Origin of the sequence: Larkinella knui, assembly GCF_003858645.1 — a bacterium.
Lineage (GTDB): Bacteria > Bacteroidota > Bacteroidia > Cytophagales > Spirosomataceae > Larkinella > Larkinella knui.
Genome location: NZ_RQJP01000007.1, coordinates 376,486 through 402,083, shown reverse-complemented (window position 1 = coordinate 402,083; position 25,598 = coordinate 376,486). Strand labels below are relative to the sequence as shown.

Sequence of the window (25,598 nt, the reverse complement as noted above, 5' to 3'; positions counted from 1 at the left end):
AATATGTATTGAAAATTAATTGGGTCAGAAAGCTATCATATGCTGATTGAAGTCCCTATTTTTCCTTTGGAACCTAAGGGGAAAACATAAACGGTGTGAACGACGGAATGGGCGTATGACACGGCAGTCTTCTTTGGGCGTTTTTTACTTCTTTAAGCGGCTGTCCAAATTTCAGCAATACTTATCTGAAAAAGGGGAGATTTGTTGCCGGATTAAACCAAAACGCAGATGCGCACACTAAGATACAAAAAATGGGGCCTGCTCATCATTCTGTTTGTCTTTTCAGTTTCATTGAGGGTGCGGGCACAATCGAAAGATACCCTGTATCTGCCTGACCCGCTCATCGCCGAAGCCTATTATAAGGCCGCTCATCAGAATATTCTGGCAGCGGTTAATCCCGCTGTTTTCAAGGGCTATTTTTCGGTTTGTGCCGACGGAATCGGCTTTGGTTACGGCAATAGCTATCCTTCTCTGGACGGACATCAGATGAGTGACGCTTTGCTGTGGCTGGGACAGATCAATACAGTAAAAGCAAATTGGGACTATGTGACGTCTTTTCAAAAGCCGGATGGGAGGCTACCCCTGGCCATACTTCCAGCGAACGCCGGGAAAAAGATCGGGCCCAAAAATTACCAGGCGGAAGTTGATCCCAATGGAGGTTTGTATAAACACTGGGTACCGAAGGATCCGTTGAGAGCATTGGCGGGAACTACCTACATTCAGAATGCGGATGTGATCTTTCGATTCACGTCTGATAAGCAATGGCTTAAAGAACAATTGCCTTCCATAAATCGAACGGCCGATTACCTGGCTTCCCTGATTTCTGATGAAGGCGCGGTGGGTGGTGCCGGGTATTACGTCGAGCGTCCTACGCGGGTGGAATTCGACGGGGTTTCTCAAGGGCATGTGGTAGACGCCTTCCGGCGATTAGCAGCTCTAAACAACGTTGTTGGCAACCAGGTGGCTACCCAAAAATACCGTGGGCTTGCTGATCGTGTGGCGTCGTTCTTTCAAAAAAAATTCTGGCAGGGAACCCAGTATGCCGAATACCTTCATCCCGAAAAAGGAGTAGTCAAAGGCCATGGCCTCACCGATGTCGACTGGACAGCCCTGGCCACCGGGGTTGCATCAGAAAAGCAAAAAAAGGTAGTATGGCCACAACTGAAAAGTGCGAAGGGCTTCTACTACAACGGCATGCCAACCGGAATTGCCACCAAACCCGAAACGTACGAAAGCTGGGAAACTACCTATGCTGATAACCAGGACCTGGCAGCAATGGGCCGGGTGTGGTATCTGGAAGCCTGGGCGAGGGCGAACATGGGTGACGCAGAAGGGCTGATCAGCAGTATTCGGGCGGTGAGCCAGGCGGGTCGCGACAGTAGCTACTACTGGCGTGAGCGCTACAATGCCAAAGGTGGTTACGGAGCTAAAAAGTACAATGAGTATCCGGCGAATCTGATCAGAATTGTTCAGCGGTTTTTATTTGGCGCCGAACATGGTCTTGACGGATCGCTCCAACTTTCACCGGTAGCCCCTGAGGCCTTTTGGCGTTCGGGTTTTGGACAACGTCTATCATTACGCAATGGTGCGATCTATTATATGATGAAGGATGGGAGAACGGATGGCCAGTATACAGGCGGCACATCACAAACCCTGTCTATCAAATTCCCGTACCCGGTTAAAAATATCCATCTGGTCATCAATGGAGCGCCGGTCGCTCAGCGCAGTAAAGACCAGTGGATAACGTTTGTATTACCCCCTTCAACAGAAGGCCCGCCATCGACGTTCAGTTTGCGCTTTGAACACTAGAGCACTCGGAGCAGCTTCCTCAACTGTTGCAGATGGGATAGGTGGAGCTAGAGGATACCACCTTTCAAATCGGGTTTTCAACGTGATCGCTTAACCCGGTTAGAACCTAAGGTTTAAGGACCTTGAGTACTTTTCGCTCTTTCTGGGTTGCCACTTCCAGCAGATACTGGCCTGGGCCGGAACCAATCGGTACCCGCTGCTGCTCAACGGCCTCCGCCTGCTGAATGCGCTTGTGGTGAAGTACCTGCCCCTGGAGATTCGTCACCTGTAGCTGCACCCATTCACCTTCTGCCCCCCGAATCTCAACCTCAGCCGAAGTGCCGACCAATGGATTGCCCATTAGCCGCACCTGCAGGCCGGAAGAGCCCGGTTCGCCGGAGCCAAACCGGGCTCTTCCGCAGGCGGTTTTCAGGTTCCACTGGGTGGTCACCGTCACCCCATGCTGACGCGCTCTGAGTGTAAAAGGTTGTACATCACTGGCCGTGCGGAGCGCGAAATCGACAAATTGATCCGGGTTGGTTGTCCAGGGTGTGATACCCGCTGCCATGTACTCGATCAGTGAGCCGTCTCCTCCGCTGGAATTAAAGTGGAAGGCTCCGCTCCCGCAGTCATACCAGGGCGGTTGTAACGTCAGAAGGCCTGCCGGGAAGACCGTTATGGAAAAGGTCGTCAGGATTGGCCGGTTGCGAAACTGGCCGGTACTGGCTCTGAAGGTGACGGTGAACTGGCCCACACTCGTGGGCGTTCCCTGGATGGTTGCCAATGGGCTATACTCCAGCGTAGTAGAAGTCAACCGCAAACCCGGAGGAAGTCCTTCCACCTGAAAGGCCCACTCAGACGCATAGGTCGCATAGTTAGACATATAGGGCGTAGGATCGACAATGAAACTGCTTAGGACAAGGCCTCTTCCGGCCAGCGTTTGTCCCTGGGTCATGACCTGCGGTGGAATCGGTTGGAGTAGCTGGGGAATAAAGGGGGGGCGGAGGGTCGTACAGGCGGCTCTCAAATCGAAATTGTAGGTGACCGGCTGACCATTTTGAATCGCGGTTATGGGAATCACTTTAGGATCACTCCGCAAGCCGGGTTCAACGGTGCCGACTTTGTCGGCGGTAGTAGCACGGGTAATGCCTGGAGCCGTGAAGGTGATCGGCGTGTTATTCCCTCCACTGGTACGGAATGTGATCTGGCCGGTGTTGCAGTTGAAGTAAGGGGGCAAGACCTGGAGCGGCTCGCGGAGCTTGACCACCCAGAAGTCTCTTTCTCCATGATTGCCGGTGACATTCCCGTTGGTAGATCCCGTATAGCCAGCCATCGCATAGCCTCCATCTGAAGCCAGCGCAATGCTAAAAACAGATTCTTCGTCCGTACCTCCCAAGCATTTCTGCCAGCTCAACTGGCCTAACCGGGTGAGTTTGATCACCCAAAAGTCAAGAATTCCGCCCTGAAAGCCACTGACATCGCCATCGTTGGAGTTAGTGGATCCCGCCACTAAAAAGCCCCCGTCGGCGGTGGTGGTAATCGCATTGGCAATGTCATCGCCCGTGCCCCCCAACGTTTTTTGCCAGATCAGTTTTCCCTGATCGTTGAGTTGTACGACCCAGGCATCCTGTTTTCCATGATTGCCAAGTACATCGCCGTCATCAGAAGTCGTAGTTCCGGCTACCATTAATCCGTTATCGGCAGTGAGGGTAATGGCAAGAGCGATGTCGGCCTGGGTACTTGATCCGCCCAGCGCCTTTTGCCAGACCACATTCCCTGAACCGGAAAGCTTCACGACCCAAGCATCCGATTGACCACCGTGATTGCCACTCACGTCGCCATCGTTGGAGGAAGTTTGTCCCGTCACGACAAAACCCCCATCCACAGTTGCCGTGATGGCCGTTGCTCCTTCACTCCCCGAACCGCCAATCGTTTTTTGCCAGACAATTCCTCCTGTACTGTTCAGTCTCACCACCCAAATATCTCCTCCACCATGATTGCCACTGACATCGCCGTCGTTGGAAAGCGTTTCCCCAATGACGACAAAACCCCCATCCGTTGTCGTCGTGATGGCTCTGGCATACTCAATACCGGTCCCACCCAAGGCTTTTTGCCAAACAATCCCTCCGGTACTGTTGAGCTTCACCACCCAAAAATCACTTTCCCCGTGGTTGCCGCTTACATCACCATTGTTGGAAAACGTGCTTGCGGCCACCACAAACCCCTTATCGGGAGTCGGTATGATGGCATTTGTAAAATCATATCCGGTCCCTCCTATGGCTTTTTGCCAGACGATATTTCCAAAGGCATTAAGTCTAACGACCCAAGCGTCATTATCTCCATGATTACCGCTGACATTTCCATTGTTGGATTTCGTTTCCCCGGCTACCACGTAACCCCCATCAGAGGTTGGCTTTATGGCCCGGCCATAATCCAAATTAGTCCCTCCAAATGTTTTCTGCCAATCCAGAAGTTGGGCTGGTGAAACCGTTAGACTTCCCAGCCAGAAGACCATCGTCACAACCACTGAATTGAGCCCCAAAATTCCGCGGTAGTTACAATTCTTCCAGAATGTAATACGTGTTTTCATAGCGATTTTGGTGATTTATGGAACGTACTTTCAAAAATCAAAACCGGTAAGTGAACCGTGCAATAACCGTCGATTAGCTACTGCCTGTAAGCGAGTCATTTTATAAATTCAGACTTTCATGTGATTGAGCATATCATGTGTTCAATCACATGCGACTTTCGTTAATTTTAACAGCATCCTGTTTTGCTGTAAGTAGCAATCAGCTAGATATTTATATAGGAATACGAAGCTTCTCATATAAATCACAGTAAAGACGATTGCCCATCTAAGTAGACTAATCGCCAATTTTACTTCACCCGTATTAAATCGATTTTCGTTACTTCGGCAAAATTGCGTGAGGTTTTCGGAGTAAACCGTGACCGTTATCAGTTCAATGGCTAATTGATGTCACTATTTTTAAGGCTTAAACCCGCTCCTTATCCACCAAAACAATGCTTTGGTTGACCAAACGCATACCACTCGCCAGGATTACGCCCTACTTTTGGAAGCGGTTCGCCATATCCGTCCGCTCTAAATCCCAAGTTAACCGAACTAACGACCGAAGTGATCGACTCCATGCCGGTCGACCAGTATTTTGGGCGCATCGGCAGTGCCGCTTATGATCGAATCTTGATTTAGCCTGTACTTTTTAGGTTTAACCCGGGAGGGCACCAAAACCCAATTGCGTCGGAAGAACTCCCACGTTGTTTTTGAAATCGACCAAATGCTGAGTCCGCAGGTTTGGCGCAGTGTCCTCTTCGAAGGAACGTTTCAGGAACTTCAGGGTGAGGAGCGTGAACACGCAATGTATCTTATATCGACGTAGCGTAGCTGAGGAGAAATCCAGCGTAGCTATCTGGCAGAAAAACCCGAAAGATCCTGTGCAGGACTTTCTAACGGAACGACTCGGAGCCTAAAGCCCCAGGAGAAGGAGTATTATAAAGAAGTGGCGCAGGACGTCTTAAACCTAATGGAAGGTAGAAACCACCCGCCCAAGTTGAAGCGTTCAGAAAGGATTTTAGCGACATTTTAAGCCAAAATCAGCAGCAACAGAAAGATTATTCCAAATGACTACCGTTTTCAGCCTGAATATATAACGAAAACCAATAGCTTAAGCTCCGCCATTTTCTCCAAAAGGTACCGGGACGCCGGAGCGTTGCGAATTCAAGCAAAAGTGGCCGGGTCGCCGACGCGATGCAAATCCTTTGGGTTTCTACAGAAGGTGCCGGGTCGTCGCACGATAAAAATGATTTGTCAGTTCAGGTCGTGATGGCGACATTTTCGATAATGCCCGAGCTAAAGCGGGCTCGCGAAGTCTTACGAGTGCGGAAAGAGCAAGGTAGTGTTCCGGGCAAGCCAAAGGGAGTCATTAGAAGTCTATCTATAATGCTGCCCGGCAATAATCGAACATTTATGTAGCTTGGGCGTACCTATTAACACCATTATTCAGGTACAGCTGGACTATGGGCGTTACTCTTCGTTAAAACAGTACTTGAAAAAGCGGAAAATTTCCACACAAGACCCTGTATAACAATTGCTTACCACTTTCTCGCGACGGATTCCCCGAAATGTGTTAACTACCCCTAAATTGCAATCGCTTTGATGGGAAAGATTGAAGCGTGAGAAATCCAAAATTACCATCCTGTCATCATGAAGCATGAAACAGACAACTGGAGTTCGCAATATAATGGATAAGCAGACGATCGGGAAATTGAAAGCTTGGAAGCAATTCAGTCCGTATTTTGTTAAAAAGGAAGTTCCTGCAAAAACAACGCTTTTGCAGGAAGGGAAAATATCCACAACGATGTACTTCATTGAAAAAGGCTGTTTGCGAACCTGGATAAATAATGACGGTAAAGAAATAACCACCCAGTTTTTCTTTGAAGGCGATAGTGTTTCTTCCATTGAAAGCTTCAGGACGAAACAACCAAGCCTATACAGTATCGAAAGCCTGGAACCTTGCATTTTACAAACCATTTCCCAAAAGGATTTTCAAAATATCATTGAAGATTCGCCGGGATTAAAAAAGGATTTTGAAGAGCATTTATTTAAGCGACTTTTTCAAACCCAGAAACTTGCTTATTCTTTCCTCAAAAATAATCCTCAAAAACGTTACGAAGAGTTGATAGAACAGTACCCACATATTATTCAACGTATTCCGCAACATTACATTGCTTCTTATTTAGGGATCACATCCGTTTCGTTGAGCCGAATCCGAAACAGGCGATAAGCTTCTTTATTAACAATTGTTATCGTCTGAGGCTAATTACCTTCTCAATTTTGCACTGTAACGAAACGGTGAAAAATGAGAACAGTAATAGTATTTAACCATCCTTATAATGGAAGTTACTGTAATGCAATTTTAAACGCAGTAACTAAAGGACTTCAAAAAGCTGGTCACGAAGTGGATCTGATGCATCTTGACAATGACGGCTTTAATCCAGTAATGTCGCAAGCCGACTTAAAAGCATTTGTAGCACGTCAACCCATAGACCCACAGGTAATCGATTATAACGAGCGTTTGAAAAAAGCCGACCATTTGATTTTTATTTTCCCCATCTGGTGGGATATAATGCCCGCTACAACCAAAGGATTTATTGATAGAGTTTTATCTCCGGGCGTTGTGTATGATCATCACCCAAGAGGTTTTGGATTGGTGCCGCTTTTAAAAAACCTTAAGCGTATAACCATTATTACCACGATGAATAAACCAGGAATACTGTACTTACTACTGATTGGAAATTTAATCAGGAAAGTAATGGTCCGAAGCGTGTTTAAAACGATGGGGTATAAAAATATCAACTGGATAAGTTTTACTTCAGTAAAAACAGTGAGCCAGGCAAAGCGGGTAAAATGGCTTTCAAACCTTGAAAAGAGGTTTTCAACACTCATTAATTAATGTCAAATACAATACAAAATGAAAATAAACAGCTTAACTCCGTCATTTTCTCCAAAAGGTACCGGGACGCCGGAGCGTTGCGAATTCAAACAAAAGTGGCCGGGTCGCCGACGCGATGCAACTACTTTGGGTTTCTACAGAAGGGGCCGGGTCGTCGCACGATAAAAATGATTTGTCAGTTCAGGTCGTGATGGACACATTACAAATTAATGATTAATTGGTACAAATTAGCACGAAAACAATGCAGTTAGGTTATGCACGGGTCGTTACATTCTCAAACAGACGCACTACGCCAGACAGATTTCTGTCCAATAGATTGGTAAGAGAATAAATTGATACAGTTTACGCGATGTTTAGACGACTTGAATGCACTAGTGTCAACTCTCATGAATTAGATTAATCATCAGTTCACTTGCATTGGTATTGAATATCTAGCATTCTATTATTGAAAGAGCCATTTTGAGGATAGCCTTCTGCATTATATTGATAAGGAGAATCAAATAATGAACTAAACTGTTCTTTTACAAAAAAATATTTAACCCTGGTCATATTATTAATCGATAGTAAATACATGGCATCGTAGGGAATGAAACTGGTTCGAAGCTGAGACAAGTCCTTAAAAGGATTTGGATGCGAATCATATTCATATTCCATTTCCGTAACAAGCATATCAGGGAAACTGGTTCTCTTAACATAAACCACGTTACCTTTTTCATTGTATTCTAGATCTAACACGTAATTCAGCCTTTCTGTGTAGTTTTCTATTACATTTGGCGAACCCTTAATTTCATAACCGCTCTTTGTTACTTTAGCAATCCTGTCGCCTTTCCACTGGAAATCTATCTTTTCAGACGGAAATGGTACTGAGCTATATGTAATCCTGCTGCTCAAAATCCCATCGTTGCTATAAAAAAATTTCGTTTTATAGGAGTTACTTGATGGCCAGCCAATAGTGATTGGTTTACCGCTTGAATTATAGTTAATTGTATTTATATTTTCGACCTGGGTATTACTAAAAGAATCGAAATTCGTTACGCGTATTTCTACTATTTTGTTTCCTTCATACTGAAGTTTATAATTATAACCCGCTGCTGTTGTATCTGTAGTATAGCTTGAAATCAGGCAATCTTGCTGCTCCGGTTGCTTGTCAATATTATTTTTTCGGCAGCAGATTAGGAAAATAAGTGGTCCTAGCACAAAAACATATTTCATCAATAAGTTAAATCAATCAGAAATGGAAGGAAACATTCGTCTTTAGCAAAATTACAAATATTTAAGCAGCTACATTGAAGGTTTCTTTTAGTAAATGGACAACGCGGCAGCCGCAAAGAATTACTCTAAGAAAATATAATGCTTATTCTAATTGACTATCAGTACTTTACAGAATTGAAGATTTTCTGGTACAATATGAAAAAATGTTAAACTGATAAAATATGGTTTCACAACTTGTTCCAAAGCCTAAATTCAAGACAGAAGCCGAGTGGTTCGCTCATTACCGAAGGCAGGAACAATTCAGGAAGAGCCAGTAACCTACTAAGGCGCTTTTGGAATTTACCGTAATGAACAAATTAATTGCTATAGAAAATACTGTATTTACATTAAAATAGCCCATTGTTTGCCAATCATATTACGGAATATTTATACCTAGCATTCGAGTTTTTCTAATCATCCTCGAATCATTTGACTATCCCTTGTCGAAATAATCGTATCTTGTATTATATTAACCACAAACCTACACTATTTTGATAAGGGCAACTGTAACGGATAGTAGGATCAGACGATCCTACTGTTTCATGCAGGCTATTTGCGGCAAGGCTCTTGAACCCATCCCGGCGGCCCGGTTCCAAGGCACGCAATTGCGGATCTACCCGTAGATAGGAGTCTTTTAGGCCTTCTTTACCATCGGTTAGCTCGGTGAACGGAGTTCGCCTGAGGAGTAAGATTGAGATTCGACACCTAAATCTATTGCCGATGCCCATTTTTTACTCGCTGATTAGTAAACTGACAAAAAGAATCAAGACAATTCAAAACATACTTTAACTCTTAACTTTTAACTCTTAATTCTTTAGTAAGATCTGCATGCGGTCGGCTTTTGCGATCTTTCGGCGGAAATCGACGTATTCGGCGTAGGTTTCCGGCGCATACAAACCGGCTTCGATTACCAGCCTGCGGATGTATTTTACGGTATTCCCTTCCATCTGTACCGATGCCTGATAACGCCCGAAACGGGAGGTCAGCAGAACCGGCTCAAACCCGTGCTCGACACCAAGTCCGGGCGCTAATTGACAAAATACCGTATCGCTATCCAGATAGCTGGAAGGCAGCCGAAACGCCGACGTTCGCTGGTCGTATTGAATCGGCAGGATTTGATCCGACGATACCTGATTAGGCACAAAAAACAGGCGGTTTCCCGTGCGGGTAGCGCAGGTTGGCAGTTGAATGGCGATTTGCTCGATCACCGTCGGCAACGTATGCTTTTGCTCCTGAAAGGAAAAAGATGAAATCGTAAAATTGGGAATCCGGAACTGCTCGTATAACCATTGTCGCTGATCGTCCGGACTGGCCGTGTACATGACCGATTCGATGGCTTCTGCCTGAATACCGGTATACGTTGTGCGGACATCGGCGGTCGCGTTTCCTGACGCATCGAGCCGCAGCCGGACAGAGCGGTTCTGCTGGTTGTCTTCCGGTCGGTAGCTGGGCGTCCGAACCAGCTTTCCGCCTTCGGGCGTCAGTAGCAGCGCATGGCGATTGCCGGTAAAGCTGCCAACATACCCGGCCGGTACGTACGGATTCGTGCATTCCAGCCAAACGGTATCCTTCGCCAGAGGAACACACAAAATCATGTGATTGAATTGCGACGACGGAAAATCCGGCAGCACATCGGCCGTATTCCGACCCGCTACCACCAGCGCCAGGCTGGACGGTATTCCGACCGTTTTTAACAGTGCCCCCGTATAATTCGACAACGCTTTACAGTCGCCGTAGCCTTTCTCCGCCACCACGGAAGCCGGAAACGTCTGCCAGCCGCCGATGCCGAGCTGAATGCTGACGTAGCGCGTATGCTGCTGCACAAAACCGTATATCTTCTGAATTTTCGTCCGGACATCGGTTTCCCCGGCAACGAGTTCCAGCGCCTGACGCCGAAGCGGTTCGGGCAGTTGGTCACGCCCGTCGTTGAGCTGATACAGAAACCGGCCCAGGTCCTGCCAGGTGTTCATCTGGCCTTTGCGGGCTTCGAGTTCAAACTCCTTCGGGGCCGTCACAACGCCCGGACCCAGATTCGTATAATACGGTGCATAGGCTTCATAATCGGCTACTTTCTGCCGTTTCAACTGCCAGCGATACGCCCGCTCAGTTGGGCCATCCACCACTTCGGGAGCCGGGAGCCGGTTCAGGATTTTGTAGCGTAACGACTGTCCTGCCGGTAAAAGCACCTGAAACGTTGCCGATTCCAGCGCCAGTTTCTCATCGGTCTGCGGAAACCAGGCCGGGTACGTCATCGTGCTGTAGGTGGTGACTTCGTAGCGAAATTCAACGGTAAACGGATAGTCCGCATACGTAAAGCCGGCCGATTTAACGCGGTTATCTTCAAATAACGAAACGTCACTAATGGCACTCAGATCCTGAATATCACCGCGTTTGAGTCGCCTTACGGTTTTTCCTTCGGCATTGAACAACGTTCCTTCGATGCTGCTTACTTTCGAAAGTTTGCTGTAAGGCACTTCCAGTTTCGCATACGACTTCCCTTCCTGGTTCAGAATCGTAACGGCATAATGGACCGTTTCGGTTGCTTCGGACGGTGTTTTGACCTTAAACGTATGCTCATGAATCCGCATAACCGCGGAAGCCCCTGCCGACAACTCCGCTGGAATGGTTACGACCGAAAAGGGCTCTCCTGCCCGGCTGGCCAGACTGATTAGCCAACAAGCCGCCAATCCGATTACCTGCTTATTTTTCATCCGTCTTTTTTAATACGACCTGCTCGGCGTGTTTGGCAATAATCTGGTTATAAAATTCCCGCAGGGCGCCGTATTCCTCCGGACCAAAAATAGCCTTACTAAACACTAACCGGCTCGATATCTGCAAGTTCCGGCCTTCTACGCCCGTCACAAAGCTGAACCGACCAACATTACCGGGTAAGGCTAAAGCGATATTCCTGGGCACTTCCTCCACCTTGTATCCTTCGGGTAGGGTGTAACTGGCGACGTATACTTTTTCGATGGGCACGCCCATGTCGACCGGAAACCGTCGTTCAGGCGATTTAAATGGATTCTTTGCGTAATCGGAAATGGGCAAGGGACGCAGATACAACCGGTTTTCGATCCGGCTTACGGCTTCGGAGACCGTAACGTGGCCTTTGATAGTCAGCGGCAGGTAGCTCGAGTCCGCATTCAGCACAACCAATTCGTTCCATTGCCAGTCGGGACTCTGGCTTTTGAACGCCTGCCGAAATTTTTCCAGACTGATTTCTTTCAGGACCTGGCGACTGTCGGCGGCCGCGTAGCCACTTTGTGTGACCGTAATGGAACCATCCAGTTGGCCGTCTTTCGTTATTTTCAACAGGAACTGCCCGGATTCCCGGCGTTTCTCGATGGGCGAAAGCGACACCCAGCGGGGGTGTCGGATGTGGACGAGCCGCCCTTCGCCATTGAGGCAATGCACCGGCAAAACTCCCGCCCTGAGACCGGGCCCACACGCATCGAGCAGCCAGTCTTTACCGCCCCAGTTCACCAGCGCGATCACGTAGTCGAATCGGCTCAGGAGCGGATATTCCTTGCTCAGCGTGCCATTCTGCTTCGTACTCAGAATAACCGGAAAGGCTTCCAGGCCCATCTCCCGCAGCAGGCCCACCAGCATCAGATTTAAATCAGCGGTGTTGCCGGTTTTAGCCTCGAAGGCTTTTTTGAGTCCGTCTTCGGTATAAATTGCGCGTCGCTTGTTCCAGCTCATGGCCTTCTGAATGAATTGGTAAGCTGCCGTTACCTGTTGCAGCGTGTCCGCCGACTGTTTCCGCAGCGTCGCAGCCGTTTCTTTCAGAAAACCGGTTCGGTTGATGGCGAGTCCAAACTGACTGTCAACCAGTAAAAGCTTGTCCAGATCATCCCATTTTTTGGCATAGTTCCGGGGCCCAATCTCATGGGGCAGCGTTGTCCGCACCAGTTCAAACCAGACTTTAGCCCGGTAATTATCGGGCGTTGCCATAAAATCTTCTTCCCGCAAAGCCACCAGATTTTTCATGGCCCAGCGGTAATGAATCATAGTGCCCGATGACTGATTCTCATCAACTGCCAGGGGCTCGAAGCCCTGAAAGAGAATCCGGTATTCAAATCCGGCGATCAGATTCAGCTCGTACTGACTCCAGCGAACGGGAATATCGCGCTGAAAATCCCATTCCCGCAATTCAAACACAAAGTCGGACGTGAGTGTATACGTAAATTCAATAACGGAGCCTTCCCGAACGTTCGGCAGCGTAAACCGCTTGATGTACAATTTTTCCGTTCGGCGTTCTTCAAAGATGGCATCTTTGTTCAACTGGTCCACTTTTACCGATCCATCCGCCAGAAGCGTGTGCGTACTGCCTTGAATGTCCCGTACTTCTTCGCGCAGATCCGACCGCAGGCGGTAGAAGGGAACGGTTATGGTGGAGCGTTCAAACGCACTTTTCTTCAGAATTTTAATCCGGACGTGGCGCTGGTATTCCGCGTAATAGCCCCGGCTGTCATTCTGGAGAATGGCGGTTTTGCCAATGTCGGACAGAACAACCGCTTCCGCCGACGAATCGGCGGGATACATACGCATCGTTAAATCGTTGTAATCAATCTGGCCGAACGTAAGTTGCTGGGAGAAACCACAAGCAGAGAGAAGCAGGCACGACAGGGTCAGCCAGTAATTAGCAAGGCGCAGTGAAAACATACAAGTACGGTGTGAATTTTCAAATCAAGGCACCAAGCTACAAAGTAACGTAGTATCAAACAATCACTCTTTGTTCGCAAACTGTTTTTCGCCCGCTTCGACGGCCAGCGTTAAATGGTTTTCTTTGGGCGGTATCGGACACGCATAACCATCGCTGTAAGCACAGTAGGGATTGTAGGCTTTGTTGAAATCCAGCGCTATTTTTCCATCTTTAATATCGCCCACCCGCAGGTCCATATACCGGCCACCACCGTAGGTTTCCCTGCCATTGCTGGCGTCTTTAAAAGGCAGAAATAAATAGTCGCGGTATTGGGGTAATCGGGCGAGTTGCAGACTGCGGTAGAGCGTAAGGCGGCATGTTTTCCCTTTTAAACGAAACGTCAGCAGGGCATAACTGACGTAGGTTTTTTTCTGACCGTCATACGTAGGCAACTCAAAGGGTTCGGCAGTGGGCGTGCGTTGAACCGTCGCTTCTACGCGGTAAAGGGAGTCAGGTTCGTAGAAACTCAGCTTTTTAAAATCTTCTTTTTTTAACGGGCTTTTCGGCGATTTCAGGAAATCGGCCTTATATTCTTCCCGATGGGCGGCAATTTGTTGGAGATACGGAGTTTGAGAAAAGCCGGAAAGGCTCGCTACGAGAGCGAACAACATTCCGGCTAGTCGACGTTTATTCTTCTGAGTCATCAGCGGCACCGGTACGGGGCGTTTGCTGGTCTGAAACCAGTTCAAATCCTGAAATACCATCGCCATAATCGTACGGTTTGATCGTGAATGTGTATTCATGATCCTGGAAATTAAGGCCAATCTTTTGCAGTACGCCTTTCAACGGAATCGAATAGCCACGGCCCGTTTTTGACAATTCAAAAGCTTCAGTGTCACCCGCTTCCGTTGGAATCAAATACAATGCTTTAACGCCTTTCCGACGATTAACCGTACCCACTTTATAATAAGGCTTCGATGGATCGATGCTCAATCCTTCCATCAATTTTTGTGGGAAAGCTAAACGACCGGTTTTGGTCACAGATGTCGAGAACGTAGTCTCTTTCGGAGTTATTTTGGGTGCGTCTTCCGCATTATCCTCCGGCGAAAAGAAGCGGATTTTGTTTGGTTTTACTTTCATCGGGTGTGCTAAAAAAATGTTTGTGCGCAAAGCTATTCAATTCTATTTAATTTCTTTCACTTTTATTCAATTCTACCGCTATAAATACCGCCATTTTAATTATTAATTAATTCAAGTCCAAAACCTGATTCCTTATCAATTGATGAATCAAGCAACCGGATTTTCTACCTTCATCACCCAAAAACGCCTAAACCCGCTCCCTATTATACCAGCTAATATTTCTTATAAACCAGCGCAACACAACTATAACGTTCAAGATAATACGGTTAAAAATGGAATGATCTTCACAACAATGACACCTTTATCATCCCATCATGAACTAATTATTTTCAAAGCCTTCTGCTTTCTATCCAGACTAATTTTAGATAATTTTTTATAGAAAAAACTAAACAAACGCAGGACATTCCCGTTTGAAATCGAATTTTACAGGTAAACAGTCCATTTCATAACGACCCAACCCGGGCAGCCGGTCCCTTTAAATCAGATTCGGGTCTACTGAACAAACTTTCATACAGACCGGTCGTTTACTAGTAATCATTATCAAATTAAACTCAACGATCATGAAAAAAGTAAGTTTATTCCTGATGCTTGTCCTGGGTGCCTGGACTTTCCAATCGTGTAATACTACCAGCAATAAGGACAGCGCTGAACAGGCCGAAGATGCCAATGAAAAGAAAGACATGCCCGAAGATGATTCCGAATTTGCGGTAAAAGCGGCCAGTGGAGGCATGATGGAGGTAGAACTGGGGAAACTGGCGCAACAAAAAGCGCAAAACCAGAAAGTAAAGGATTTCGGAGCCATGATGGTAACAGACCATTCCAAAGCGAATGAAGAATTCAAAACGATTGCGGCTTCCAAAAACATGACCATCCCGGCAACGCTGAGCGACGAACACCAGAAACACGTCGATGATTTAAGCAAACTTTCGGGGGCCGAGTTTGATAAAGAATACGTGAAACTGATGGTCGATGACCATAAGGAAGATATCGACTTGTTTAAAGATGCTTCCTTCAATGCTAAAGACCCCGACATAAAAGCGTTTGCCGGAAAAACACTGCCGACGCTGCAAAAACACCATGATGCCATAAAAGCTATTCAGGATGGCATGAAATAACTCCTTGTGAATTGATTAAAAAAGGAACGCCGGATAAACCGGCGTTCCTTTTTTATTTCTTTATCGTATCTTGGACACGAGTCGACGCCGGTGCAATTTGCCATTTTAGTTACGCAAACCGGCGGTTTAATAGGATTCCTAAACCAATGAATAACATGAAAAGAACGGTTTTCCGGGCACTGACCTTCCTGGTTCTTTTTCCCACGCTACTGGTTGCCCAAACGGGAAAAGTACTTGATAATCAATCCTTAAAAAGCAAAATCCTGAAGAGTGAACGGAAATTTGCCATTTATTTACCACCCGATTATGAATCCTCGCAGCGCACCTACCCCGTTCTTTATTTGCTGCACGGTGCCGGAGACGATCATACGGGCTGGGTGCAATTTGGCGAAGTGTTGCACATTGCCGACAAAACCATTGCGGAAGGCAAGGCAACACCGATGATTATCGTGATGCCTGACGCCAATACCGGTCGGCGTGGCTACGAAAATGACGTGAAAGGCGAATGGCGGTATGAAGATTTCTTTTTCGAAGAACTCATGCCTTTTGTTGAAAAAAACTATCGAATTAAAGCCGAGAAGCGGTTTCGGGCAATTTCCGGCCTGTCGATGGGTGGCGGAGGAACCTTTACTTACGCCCTGCACCACCCGGAATTGTTTTCATCAGCTTGCCCACTCAGTGCCGCCACCGGACCACTTTCCCTGGAGGACGCCAAAACTCGGTTGGCCCGCAACAACCAGACTGCTACGGACGAAGAATTGCAGGCTTATTTCAACCGCCAAAGTGTGCTGAACCTGATTAATAACGTGCCTGACAACCAGAAAAAAGCCGTTCGCTGGTACATTGATTGCGGTGACGATGATTTTTTATACGAAGGTAATTCGCTGGTTCACATTGCGATGCGTAAAAAAGAAATTCCCCACGAGTTTCGAATTCGGGACGGTGGTCACACCTGGACGTACTGGCGAACGGCTTTGCCGACAGTACTGGAATTTGTTTCGGCAGCTTTTCACCAGTTTTGAACCTGATCCGAAACCGTATTGCCAAATTTTAATTGAAACCGGATCCCTTCAAAGTAAAGCAACTGACGTTCTCATCCTATGACGATGAGAACGTTTTTTTTAGTACTAATTTCCCCACGAACATTTTTTATTTAGTACCTTATTCTATTAGTAATAACTACTTAGGTGAAAATTAAATACGTACCTATTTGAAACCGTTAATTCTTATAGCGACCCAATAGCCGATGACGCCCTATAATTCCACCTTTACTCAAATCATACCTACTTAACAAGTGGTTTTTGTTTCCCGATTCAATCGAAAAAATTGCGGGATATACCCTCTACTTTAATTCAAATACCAGATAGACGCCTGTTTTATCGGACAGTTTAAATCACATGTAATCGAATGCCAAACAATGGTAACTTGTTTAATCCTGATAAAAAACATAACGATATGCCGTTCGCAAAAGAAGTCGCTTACGACCCCCCATTAAAGTATAGCTTATGTCGGTTAATTGATCGGGTTTAGAATCAAAAGTATCTTATCGTATGTAGTAAGCCGATTTGTTGAAGATGACGCCAGTAGCACTGATTTTGGAAGAAGGCCTAAATGTGCCGGGTGATTCATTCTGCCAAGCCGCCCTAAATCGGATTCAGGTTCGACCACTGAAAAACGGACCCCCTTTTCGGGTGGCGCAACTTTTGATCCGTTGATTTCCAAATCAGAAGGTAATGACGTTTGGACGCAAACCGCCTGGATTCAGAAGGGCGTCTGCTGATCGGGCAGGCGGTGTTAATTTTGAAATACAGCCCATTCGCCCCGGATTTCTCCTTGTATTTCTGTGAGAAAAAGTGTTATTTTGCGGGTCAAATTTTTGCGTAAAACTAACAATGGCTTTAATTAACAAGATCAGAGAAAAGTCAGGCCTGGCAGTAGGTATTATTGCCGTCAGTTTGATTTTATTTATTGTAGGAGGAGATCTGCTCGGTTCACGGAGTCTGTTTGGTGGACAGGACCAGAGCGTTGGCGAGATTGCCGGACAAAAGATTTCGTATCCGGAATTTAATGCGAAAGTCGATGAAGCCCGCGCTGCCTATGAACAGCAAACCGGTCGGCCCGCTTCTGAACAGGATCAGATTCAACTCCGCGATCAAGCCTGGAATCAGTTTATTTTAGACATTGCGTACCAGAAAGAATACGACGCACTCGGGCTGGCCGTCACTCAGGACGAGCTGGTCGATATGGTACAGGGCAATTACATCAGCCCGGCCATCCGGCAGACCTTTACGGACCCTAAAACCGGTGCTTTCGATAAAAATACGGTTATCAATTACCTGAAAAACCTGAAAACGTTGCCAGCCGAACAGCAGCTGGCCTGGGCTAATTTCGAAAAAAATCTGAGCACCGACCGGACCCGGACAAAATACGAAAACCTGCTCCGGTTGTCGTCATTTGTAACGACGGCCGAAGCCCAGAAAGAATACCAGGCTCAGAATACCCGTGCAGATGCTAAATTTTTGCTGGTTCCTTATTATTCAGTTCCTGATACAACGGTGAAAGTAACCGATGGTCAGCTTCAGGAATACCTGGACAAGCACAAAGACGAATACAAAAGCATCAACAGCCGGACCATTCAGTATGTAACCTTTCCGGTTGCACCGTCGAAAGAAGACAGTACGGCTTTATACGATCAGATTAAAACCCTGGCCCGCGGCCTGGCAACGGCAACGAATGATTCGTCGTATGCCCGGATGAATTCCGACATTCAGGCACCGTTGTATATGACGCTGGGTGAAATGCCCGAACAATTGAAAGCCACGGTTGGCACCTTTGCGCCGGGCGGTGTATACGGGCCTTATAAAGAAGGAAATACCTACTTTATTTATAAATACAGCGGTGTCAAGAAAGACACCAACTTTACCGTTCGGGCCAGCCACATCCTGATCCGGGCCACGGGCAGTGATTCGGCCAAAGCCGCTGCCCGCATCAAGGCGGAAGGTATTCTGCGCCAGATTCAGGGAGGAGCCAACTTTGAGGCTCTGGCAGCATCGACCAGTGACGACGGTTCGCGCCAGCAAGGCGGTGATCTGGGTTATTTCAAAAACGATAACCGGATGGTGAAACCATTTCAGGACGCCATTTTCGGCTTCAACGGAACCGGTTTGATTCCGCGTCTGGTCGAAACCGAATACGGCTACCATATTATCAAAATAACCGAGCCGAAAACCAATACGTTATACCGCATTTCGACCATCGGTAAAACCATCACGGCCAGCCAGGCGACCCGCGACGAAGTGTATCGCCGAGCCGAACAATTTGCAACGGAAAGCCAATCGAAGGAAGCCTTTGAAGAAAATGCGAAGAAAGACAAAACTCTGGTGGTCGCTACGGCCGAACGGATTCCGGAAAATTCAACCAATGTAAATGCACTTGGTAACGCCCGCGAACTGGTTCGCTGGGCCTTTAATGACGATACCGACATCAACGATGTTTCATCGGCCATCGAAGTGGATGATCAGTATGTAGTCGCTGTTGTGACCGGTAAAACGTCGGAAGATGAAGTGACGGTCGATAACTTCCGTCCGGAGCTAACCGCAAAAGTTCGCAACCAGTTGAAAGCCGAACAGATTATGGCGAAACTGAACAGTGCATCCGGCCCCCTCGAGTCGATTGCTCAGAAATACGGAGCCGGTGCGCTGGTTGAAACCGTACCCGACCTCAATCTGGCAAACGGTTTTCTGAAAAGCGCGGGCGTCGATCCGGTTGCTGTTGGTAAAATATTCGGTTTGAAACCGGGCAAACGGTCGAAGCCTTTTGCGGGCGATGCCGGTGTGCTGATCGTGGAAACGTCGAAAGTAACGCCCGCTCCAACGGTAGCGGATTACGCGGTTTATAAAAATCAGTTGATCCAAAACGCCAGCAGCCGCACCGGTTTTCTGATCAATGAAGCCATTCGTGACAATGCCAAGGTGAAAGACCGCCGGGCGAAGTTTTATTAATAACCGGAGATTTACCCACGACAAAAAAAGCTTCCCGATTCGGGAAGCTTTTTTTGTGCCTGATTCTTAAAGTCTTCCGCTAGGATTGGGGTAAATTATTCAAAAAGGAAACCAGTTTTGCAAACGCCTTTCCCCGGTGACTGATGGCACTTTTTTCTTCCATGCTCATTTCGGCAAAGGTCCGGTCGTAGCCGTCGGGCTGAAAAATGGGGTCGTAGCCAAAACCGCCGGTGCCACGGGGTTCCGTCAGAATCTGCCCTTCGGCTGTACCTTCAAACGAATGGTAGTTTCCGTCAATAACCAGTGTGATTACCGTCCGAAACCGGGCCCGGCGATTGGGTTTGCCGTTTAAGTTAGTCAACAACAGATTCAAATTTCGCTCGTAGCTGCGCGGATGACCACCGTAATAGGCCGAATGCACACCGGGTGCTCCGTCCAGCGCATCGACCTCCAGCCCCGAATCATCGGCAAAGCAATTGATCCGGTAATGATCCCAAACGTGTTCGGCTTTCTGCCGGGAATTTCCGGGAATGGTGTCCTGGGTTTCGGGAATTTCTTCAAAACAGCCGATGTCCTGCAAGGTTTTCAGTACGAACTGGTCACCCAGCATCGCCGAGATTTCTTCCAGTTTATTGGCGTTATTCGTCGCAAAACAAAGCGTCATAAAACGTTGGTAAAAAAATAGGCCACCTCGTTAAAAGGCAGCCTACTTAATTGAAAAGTTAAATTATTTGGCACTAACGACTTCAATATCAAACACAAGTGGAGCATACGGTGGAATCGGCGTTTTACCCTGCGGTCCGTATCCAATTGAAGACGGCAGCACAATAGTCGCTTTTTCTCCTTCCCGCATTTTGACCAAAGCTTCGTCCCAGGCGGCAATAACCGCACCCGTTCCAACGCTAAAATCAGTGCCGTCGGCGTTGGCATCAAACTGATTACCATTGAGCAACGTGCCCTTGTATTTAATCTTCGCCGTCTGACCCACTTTTACCAGGGCCGAATCCGGATACGCTTTCGTTAGCAGAAACCGCAACCCCGAAGCGGTTTTTTCAGCCGCCGTCAGTCCCTTGGCAGCTAAATAATCCTGAATCTGTTCCTCTTCCGTTCGAACACTAACCACCGTAATGTCGTATCGGACGGGCGTATAAGCCGGAAGGAGTAAATTCCCGCTTTTGTTATCGGTCGGGTCGTAGGGTGCCAATACGATGGCCTGCTCGCCTTCTTTCAGCAACTGCAAGCCATTGTAAAGCCGGGCTGTAATCGCGCCCTGCGACGGTGCTCCGATTATGACAACACCCGGTTTTTTTGCCGCCGTTTCGGTGCTGTCGACAATGAGGCCGTCCAACCGTTTCTGCACAAAATAAAAGCGCACTTCGTCGCCAACCACCGGAGCCTGGCCTGTAGGTACGTCCTTCGTTTTTGCAATGTACAAACCGGTCACATCATCCTTAACCGCAGTCAGGTTGTTGGTAGTAATATAGGCTTTAATTTCGTCCTCATTTTCGCGTCGCTTGCGGTCGTTCAGAGCCTCACCCGGATCCGGCGCACAGCTGATCTGTACGATCAAAAGTCCAATCAGCGAAACGGCAAAACTCCATCTCTGCCAATTTTGTATCACTTTCATTTCATTTAACTATCTAAATGCGTTTTTTCTTCTCACCATTCACGTCCTTTCCGTGCCTCTGTTTGTAAACAACGAACCCGATCCAAATCTGGTATCGGGTTCGCTGACAGATTTTATTCGTCAATTACCGTCCACCCTGCGGCATTTGCGGCATTTGGGGAGCGGGTGCTGCCCCTTTCTTGATGTCAACCAGCTCGACATCAAACATGATGACCGAGTTTGGCGGAATGGCGCCCGGAGCACCTTCGACACCGTAAGCCAGGCTCGACGGAATGATCAGGGTTCCTTTACCGCCTTTTTTCAGTTGGCGAACGCCTTCTTCCCAACCCGGAATAACGGCACCCTGGCCCAGCGGAAAGTCGATTCCACCCTGCGTTTGCGGATTTTTGTCGGAACTATCGAACACTTTTCCGTTCATCAGTTTACCCGTGTATTTAACCTTGACTACGTCGCCCGAGCTGGGACTGGCGCCCGTGCCGGGTTGAGTGATCACATAATACAGACCCGATGCGGTTTTCTGACCGGCCAGTTTATTCTTGGCAACAAAATCAGCAATGGTTTTTTCATCCACGCCCTTCTGTTTTTCCCGAACCGCCACCTGGGCTTTCTGGAATTCTTCCATCGACTGGACATCGATCACTTTGATGGTATAGGCAATGTCTGAACCTTTCGGAATAAACGGCGGCAGCGGCTGCTGCGACCGGCCCGCAATCGAATCGGCGTTGACATAAATGGTAGCACTATCGCCTTTGCTCAACAAAGCCAGCCCTTCTTCGAGGCTGCCTTTGAACGTCGATGCCTGCAAAGGTTGTTTCACGGGGGAACCGTTCAGGTAGCTGCTGCCCAGGGTCGAATCCTTGCTGTTTTTGACCGTTATGTTAAACGTCATCACGTCGCCGACTTTCGCCTTGCGCGTATCTTCAACATCTTCGTGAAATTTGTACTTCAAGCCGGTTTCGGTTACTTGCACCCGGTTGTTGTCGCAGGAGGCCAGTACCACTACCAGCAGAGAGAGTTTACTAATGGTCTTGAGATTCATGAAATTGGAGTTTGTAGTTCGTAGTTTGTTTTTAGAATTTGTGGTTAACTACACACCACAAACGGTAAATTATTTAGTTAAGACAAATTGGTTCACGGTCTTTAAACCGACTCCAGTAACTGCTCCTGGTAGGCCGGTAATACACTCAATAGTTTTTCTTCGGTTTGCTTCAGCGTCAGCGTTGTCCGGCCACCGGCTGCGTTTTTGTGCCCACCTCCGCTGAAATGCTGGCTGGCCAGATCGCGGACCGAAAAATCGCCAACCGACCGAAACGACATTTTCACTTCGTCTCCCCGATCGATCAGGATGGCGGCCATGATTACGCCTTCAACCGCCAGTGCCTGGTTGACCAGTCCTTCCGTATCGCCCATTTTCGACCGAAACCGCTTGAGTTCAGCATCGGTAATGGTGATATAGGCAAACCGGTATTCCGGCAAAACCACCAGTTTTTCAGCCAGGGCATACCCCGTAAACCGAAGTTTGTCCAGTGAAACGTTATCGTAAATCCGACGATGGATCGGGCTCACTTCGATACCGATATCAATTAATTCGGCCGCAACCCGGTGAACGTCTCCTGTTGTGCTCGCGTGCCGGAATGAACCGGTGTCGGTCATAATACCGGCATACAGGCACTCGGCAATGGGCACATCGACCAGTTTCTTATCGCCAATCTGATCGATCAATTGAAAAATAAGTTGGGCCGTTGCTGCGGCTTTCGTGTCCCAGTACGTAAAATCGGCGAATGATTCCGGTTCCAGGTGATGGTCGATCATGACTTTTTTGGCGCGCGACTGCCGAACCATCGGTTCCAGATCACGAATACGGTTCAGCACCGAAAAATCCAGACAAAAAATAACGTCGGCCTGTTCAAACAACTGACCAACTTCCACCCGCTTCTTTTCCTCAAACGCGATCACTTCATCATTGCCGCTCAGCCAGTACAGGTTTTCGGGGTAATCCGTCGGTGTTACAACCGTCACGTGGTGGTTCCGTTTTTTCAGATAGCCCGCCAAACCCAGCGATGAGCCCATGGCGTCAGCATCGGGGTTTAGATGGGTAGTAATCAGCACCGTCTGGGGCTTCTCAATCAGATCACGGATGGCTTCGAAGTCTTGCATTTATGAATTACCCCGTTCAAACGGGCAGGTATCAATTCGCAAAATTACGAAGAATTGTTATCTAATCTTTATACCTTTGGAGCCAAATAATATTTTGTTTACTACCTGATGACGACCAACCGTACGTTCACGATGATTAAGCCCGACGCCGTTGCCGAGGGTAATTCCGGTGCAATCATTAAAATGATCGAAGAAGCCGGGTTTCGGATTGTAGCCGTAAAGAAATTTCAACTGACTAAAGACCGGGCTGGAGAGTTCTACGCGGTTCACAGCGCACGCCCTTTTTACAACGACTTATGCGCGTATATGTCGTCCGGGCCCATCATTCCGATGATTTTGGAAAAAGAAAATGCCGTGGCTGATTTCCGCAAGCTCATCGGTGCTACCAACCCGGCCCAGGCCGAAGAAGGTACCATCCGGAAATTGTTTGCCAAGTCGATCGAAGCCAATGCGATTCATGGCTCCGATTCGGACGAAAACGCAAAAATTGAAGGCGATTTCTTTTTTGCCGGAGTCGAGCAGTTCTAGGTGGCGATAGAAACGCGGATGGAACGGATTGACTACTTAAAAAATCAGTTTTAATCCGATCTATCCGTTACATCCGCGTTCCGGACAATTTCTCGTAGTACTGACAGAAATGCGTTAAAGCACATTCCGAGCATTTTGGCGAACGGGCAATACACACATACCGTCCGTGCAAAATCAGCCAGTGGTGCGCTTTCGGCACATATTGATTGGGAATGTATTGAACAAGCGCTTTCTCAACCGCTAGTGGCGTCGTGGCGGTTTTCGGTACCAGACCAAGCCGGTGCGACACCCGAAACACGTGCGTATCGACGGCCATCGTCGGCTGGTTAAAAATGAGCGAGGTAATGACGTGGGCGGTTTTTCGACCCACACCCGGCATTTTCTGCAAATCGTCGACGTTCGCCGGTACTTCCGAACCAAATTCTTCCGTCAAAACTTTTGCCATTCCGACCAGGTGTTTGGCTTTATTGTTCGGGTATGAAACGCTCCGGATGTAGCTAAACACTTCTTCCACCGACGCGGCTGCGAGTGATTCGGGCTCCGGAAACCGGTCGAACAGCCTGGGTGTCACCTGATTGATACGCTTATCCGTACACTGTGCCGATAAAATAACCGCAACCAGCAATTCATACGGATTGCGGAAGTTTAATTCGGTTTTCGGCTCCGGGAAGTTGGTGGTGAAATAATCGAGAAAATGACGAAACCGTTCTTTCTTTAGCATAAAGCAATAATAATCCTCTCCACTTTGCTCTTTTGTTCTCCGCTCAACTTCGCGATATAAAAAAATATTTCGCAGAGTTAAACGGAGAACAAAAGAGTTGAGCGGAGAAAACAGAAACCCGTTAGCCTGTGGGATCAGACTGACGGGTTTGCCGCGTAATTTCTCGAATAATTCAGGATATTTTGAACGGTACGATCCGCCGGTTTGCGTTCAATTTTATTCATCAAACACTTGACTTCGAGCGTATCTAAATAGAAGCTCATCAGTTCCGGCTCAGCCATCAAGGCGTCTTCGATCAGCAGATTCTCTTCAGCGGAAGTCTCTTCGTAGACATACCGGATTACGTCATCGTTGGTAAAAGTTTGTATCATAGTATGGGGAACGTTTGCTTAATTGCTTACGCAAATTAATTAAAGCATAACGCATTCTCCCCAATGCTGTATTGATACTGACTCCGGTTGCATCGGCAATTTCCTGGAAACTCATTTCCTCATAATGCCGCATAATCAGAACCTGACGTTGCTGCTCGGGCAGCCGCTGAATCAGCTCACGTAGATGTTCATGCGTCTCCTGCCGAATCTGCACGGACTCAATCGAGTCTTCAGCAAATTCCAGCGTATTGAACACATTACTACCATCTTCAAACACTACATTGGGGTAGCGTTTTTCTTTCCTAAAAAAGTCGATAGCCAGGTTGTGAGCGATCCGAATAATCCAGGGCAAAAATTTACCCTCTTCGTTGTACTTACCGGATTTTAATGTTTCGACGGCCTTGATGAAGGTATCCTGCATTAAATCTTCGGCAACGTACTGGTCCTTTACAATCAGATAAATCGTGGTATAAACTTTCGATTTGTGGCGCTGAACCAGTTTCTCGAAGGCTTTTTCACTACCGCGGATGTACAGGGATATAAGCTCACTGTCGCTAACCTGCAATTTGTCCATTTTCAGTAATCAGTTAGGTAACGTAGAGCTTTGTATCGATAGTGTGTGAGCGTTGGGATTTTTAGTGAATGATCTGATTATATTTCTCAAAGTAAAATATTTTCGTTGTATTTTGCAATAGGCGGAAAAATTATTTTCATACTAATTAGTCAAAATTCAACACTTTATTGTGCAAATTGTAAAAAAAACCTCCGTTCTTAATCATTTCAATA

At 47.4% G+C, this 25,598-nt stretch carries 21 protein-coding genes; 8 read left to right on the top strand and 13 right to left on the bottom strand.

Annotated elements, in window-relative coordinates:
• The first annotated feature begins 228 nt into the window (after positions 1-228).
• Positions 229-1,809 carry an alpha-L-rhamnosidase-related protein gene (locus EHT87_RS30165; RefSeq protein WP_124910496.1) on the top strand — a complete coding sequence of 527 codons (1,581 nt, stop codon included), beginning with the start codon at positions 229-231 and terminating at the stop codon, positions 1,807-1,809.
• Positions 1,810-1,915: 106 nt separating this feature from the next.
• On the opposite strand, the gene EHT87_RS30160 is transcribed toward EHT87_RS30165, so the two are convergent.
• Complete coding sequence (locus EHT87_RS30160; RefSeq protein WP_124910495.1) at positions 1,916-4,378, bottom strand: autotransporter outer membrane beta-barrel domain-containing protein; 2,463 nt, start codon at positions 4,376-4,378, stop codon at positions 1,916-1,918.
• 619 nt (positions 4,379-4,997) lie between these two features.
• Between EHT87_RS30160 and EHT87_RS31915 the strand changes: the two genes are divergently transcribed.
• The 3 genes from EHT87_RS31915 to EHT87_RS30145 all read left to right on the top strand — a co-directional run bounded on the left by EHT87_RS31915 (position 4,998) and on the right by EHT87_RS30145 (position 7,256).
• Positions 4,998-5,183: a pyridoxamine 5'-phosphate oxidase family protein gene (locus EHT87_RS31915; protein ID WP_124910571.1), complete on the top strand. Its 186-nt coding sequence runs from the start codon at positions 4,998-5,000 to the stop codon at positions 5,181-5,183.
• Between the two features lie 831 nt (positions 5,184-6,014).
• Complete coding sequence (locus EHT87_RS30150) at positions 6,015-6,587, top strand: Crp/Fnr family transcriptional regulator (RefSeq protein ID WP_229321475.1); 573 nt, start codon at positions 6,015-6,017, stop codon at positions 6,585-6,587.
• 75 nt (positions 6,588-6,662) lie between these two features.
• The gene (locus tag EHT87_RS30145) at positions 6,663-7,256 is read left to right on the top strand and encodes an NAD(P)H-dependent oxidoreductase (RefSeq protein WP_124910494.1); all 594 of its coding nucleotides are present in this window, start codon (positions 6,663-6,665) and stop codon (positions 7,254-7,256) included.
• Between the two features lie 408 nt (positions 7,257-7,664).
• Here EHT87_RS30145 and EHT87_RS30140 read toward each other — a convergent pair whose 3' ends face one another.
• The 5 genes from EHT87_RS30140 to EHT87_RS30120 all read right to left on the bottom strand — a co-directional run bounded on the left by EHT87_RS30140 (position 7,665) and on the right by EHT87_RS30120 (position 14,292).
• The gene (locus EHT87_RS30140) at positions 7,665-8,468 is read right to left on the bottom strand and encodes a hypothetical protein (RefSeq protein ID WP_124910493.1); all 804 of its coding nucleotides are present in this window, start codon (positions 8,466-8,468) and stop codon (positions 7,665-7,667) included.
• A gap of 845 nt (positions 8,469-9,313) precedes the next feature.
• The gene (locus EHT87_RS30135) at positions 9,314-11,218 is read right to left on the bottom strand and encodes a DUF3857 domain-containing transglutaminase family protein (RefSeq protein ID WP_124910492.1); all 1,905 of its coding nucleotides are present in this window, start codon (positions 11,216-11,218) and stop codon (positions 9,314-9,316) included.
• On the bottom strand, positions 11,208-13,172 hold the full coding sequence (locus EHT87_RS30130; RefSeq protein WP_124910491.1) for a DUF3858 domain-containing protein: 1,965 nt from the start codon (positions 13,170-13,172) through the stop codon (positions 11,208-11,210). The genes EHT87_RS30135 and EHT87_RS30130 overlap by 11 nt, the downstream gene beginning before the upstream one ends.
• A 63-nt stretch (positions 13,173-13,235) precedes the next feature.
• Positions 13,236-13,823: a DUF1684 domain-containing protein gene (locus tag EHT87_RS30125; RefSeq protein ID WP_124910569.1), complete on the bottom strand. Its 588-nt coding sequence runs from the start codon at positions 13,821-13,823 to the stop codon at positions 13,236-13,238.
• Positions 13,824-13,839: 16 nt separating this feature from the next.
• A complete protein-coding gene (locus EHT87_RS30120) occupies positions 13,840-14,292 on the bottom strand; it encodes a hypothetical protein (RefSeq protein ID WP_124910490.1) in 453 nt (150 codons plus the stop codon).
• Between the two features lie 560 nt (positions 14,293-14,852).
• On the opposite strand from EHT87_RS30120, the gene EHT87_RS30115 reads away from it, so the two are divergent.
• From EHT87_RS30115 to EHT87_RS30105, 3 genes are all read left to right on the top strand, one after another.
• A complete protein-coding gene (locus EHT87_RS30115) occupies positions 14,853-15,407 on the top strand; it encodes a DUF4142 domain-containing protein (RefSeq protein ID WP_124910489.1) in 555 nt (184 codons plus the stop codon).
• 155 nt (positions 15,408-15,562) lie between these two features.
• The gene (locus EHT87_RS30110) at positions 15,563-16,429 is read left to right on the top strand and encodes an alpha/beta hydrolase (RefSeq protein WP_124910488.1); all 867 of its coding nucleotides are present in this window, start codon (positions 15,563-15,565) and stop codon (positions 16,427-16,429) included.
• An 870-nt stretch (positions 16,430-17,299) separates the two neighbouring features.
• Complete coding sequence (locus EHT87_RS30105) at positions 17,300-19,408, top strand: peptidylprolyl isomerase (protein WP_124910487.1); 2,109 nt, start codon at positions 17,300-17,302, stop codon at positions 19,406-19,408.
• A gap of 79 nt (positions 19,409-19,487) precedes the next feature.
• Here the strand turns inward: EHT87_RS30105 and rdgB are convergent, their stop codons facing one another.
• The 4 genes from rdgB to EHT87_RS30085 all read right to left on the bottom strand — a co-directional run bounded on the left by rdgB (position 19,488) and on the right by EHT87_RS30085 (position 23,192).
• Positions 19,488-20,072 carry an RdgB/HAM1 family non-canonical purine NTP pyrophosphatase gene (gene rdgB, locus EHT87_RS30100; protein WP_124910486.1) on the bottom strand — a complete coding sequence of 195 codons (585 nt, stop codon included), beginning with the start codon at positions 20,070-20,072 and terminating at the stop codon, positions 19,488-19,490.
• Between the two features lie 63 nt (positions 20,073-20,135).
• Positions 20,136-21,035 (bottom strand): FKBP-type peptidyl-prolyl cis-trans isomerase, encoded by a 900-nt coding sequence (locus tag EHT87_RS30095; RefSeq protein ID WP_124910485.1) that lies wholly within the window; start codon positions 21,033-21,035, stop codon positions 20,136-20,138.
• Between the two features lie 124 nt (positions 21,036-21,159).
• Positions 21,160-22,074: an FKBP-type peptidyl-prolyl cis-trans isomerase gene (locus EHT87_RS30090; protein ID WP_124910484.1), complete on the bottom strand. Its 915-nt coding sequence runs from the start codon at positions 22,072-22,074 to the stop codon at positions 21,160-21,162.
• Between the two features lie 101 nt (positions 22,075-22,175).
• Positions 22,176-23,192 (bottom strand): DHH family phosphoesterase, encoded by a 1,017-nt coding sequence (locus EHT87_RS30085; RefSeq protein ID WP_124910483.1) that lies wholly within the window; start codon positions 23,190-23,192, stop codon positions 22,176-22,178.
• 108 nt (positions 23,193-23,300) lie between these two features.
• On the opposite strand from EHT87_RS30085, the gene EHT87_RS30080 reads away from it, so the two are divergent.
• Positions 23,301-23,720, top strand: a complete 420-nt coding sequence (locus EHT87_RS30080) for a nucleoside-diphosphate kinase (protein ID WP_124910482.1) — start codon at positions 23,301-23,303, stop codon at positions 23,718-23,720.
• A 67-nt stretch (positions 23,721-23,787) separates the two neighbouring features.
• Here the strand turns inward: EHT87_RS30080 and nth are convergent, their stop codons facing one another.
• The 3 genes from nth to EHT87_RS30065 all read right to left on the bottom strand — a co-directional run bounded on the left by nth (position 23,788) and on the right by EHT87_RS30065 (position 25,386).
• Complete coding sequence (nth, locus tag EHT87_RS30075; protein WP_124910481.1) at positions 23,788-24,441, bottom strand: endonuclease III; 654 nt, start codon at positions 24,439-24,441, stop codon at positions 23,788-23,790.
• Positions 24,442-24,575: 134 nt separating this feature from the next.
• A complete protein-coding gene (locus EHT87_RS30070) occupies positions 24,576-24,812 on the bottom strand; it encodes a hypothetical protein (protein WP_124910480.1) in 237 nt (78 codons plus the stop codon).
• Positions 24,787-25,386, bottom strand: coding sequence for an RNA polymerase sigma factor (locus EHT87_RS30065; protein ID WP_114405445.1), 600 nt, complete (start codon positions 25,384-25,386; stop codon positions 24,787-24,789). The genes EHT87_RS30070 and EHT87_RS30065 overlap by 26 nt, the downstream gene beginning before the upstream one ends.
• Positions 25,387-25,598 lie beyond the last annotated feature (212 nt).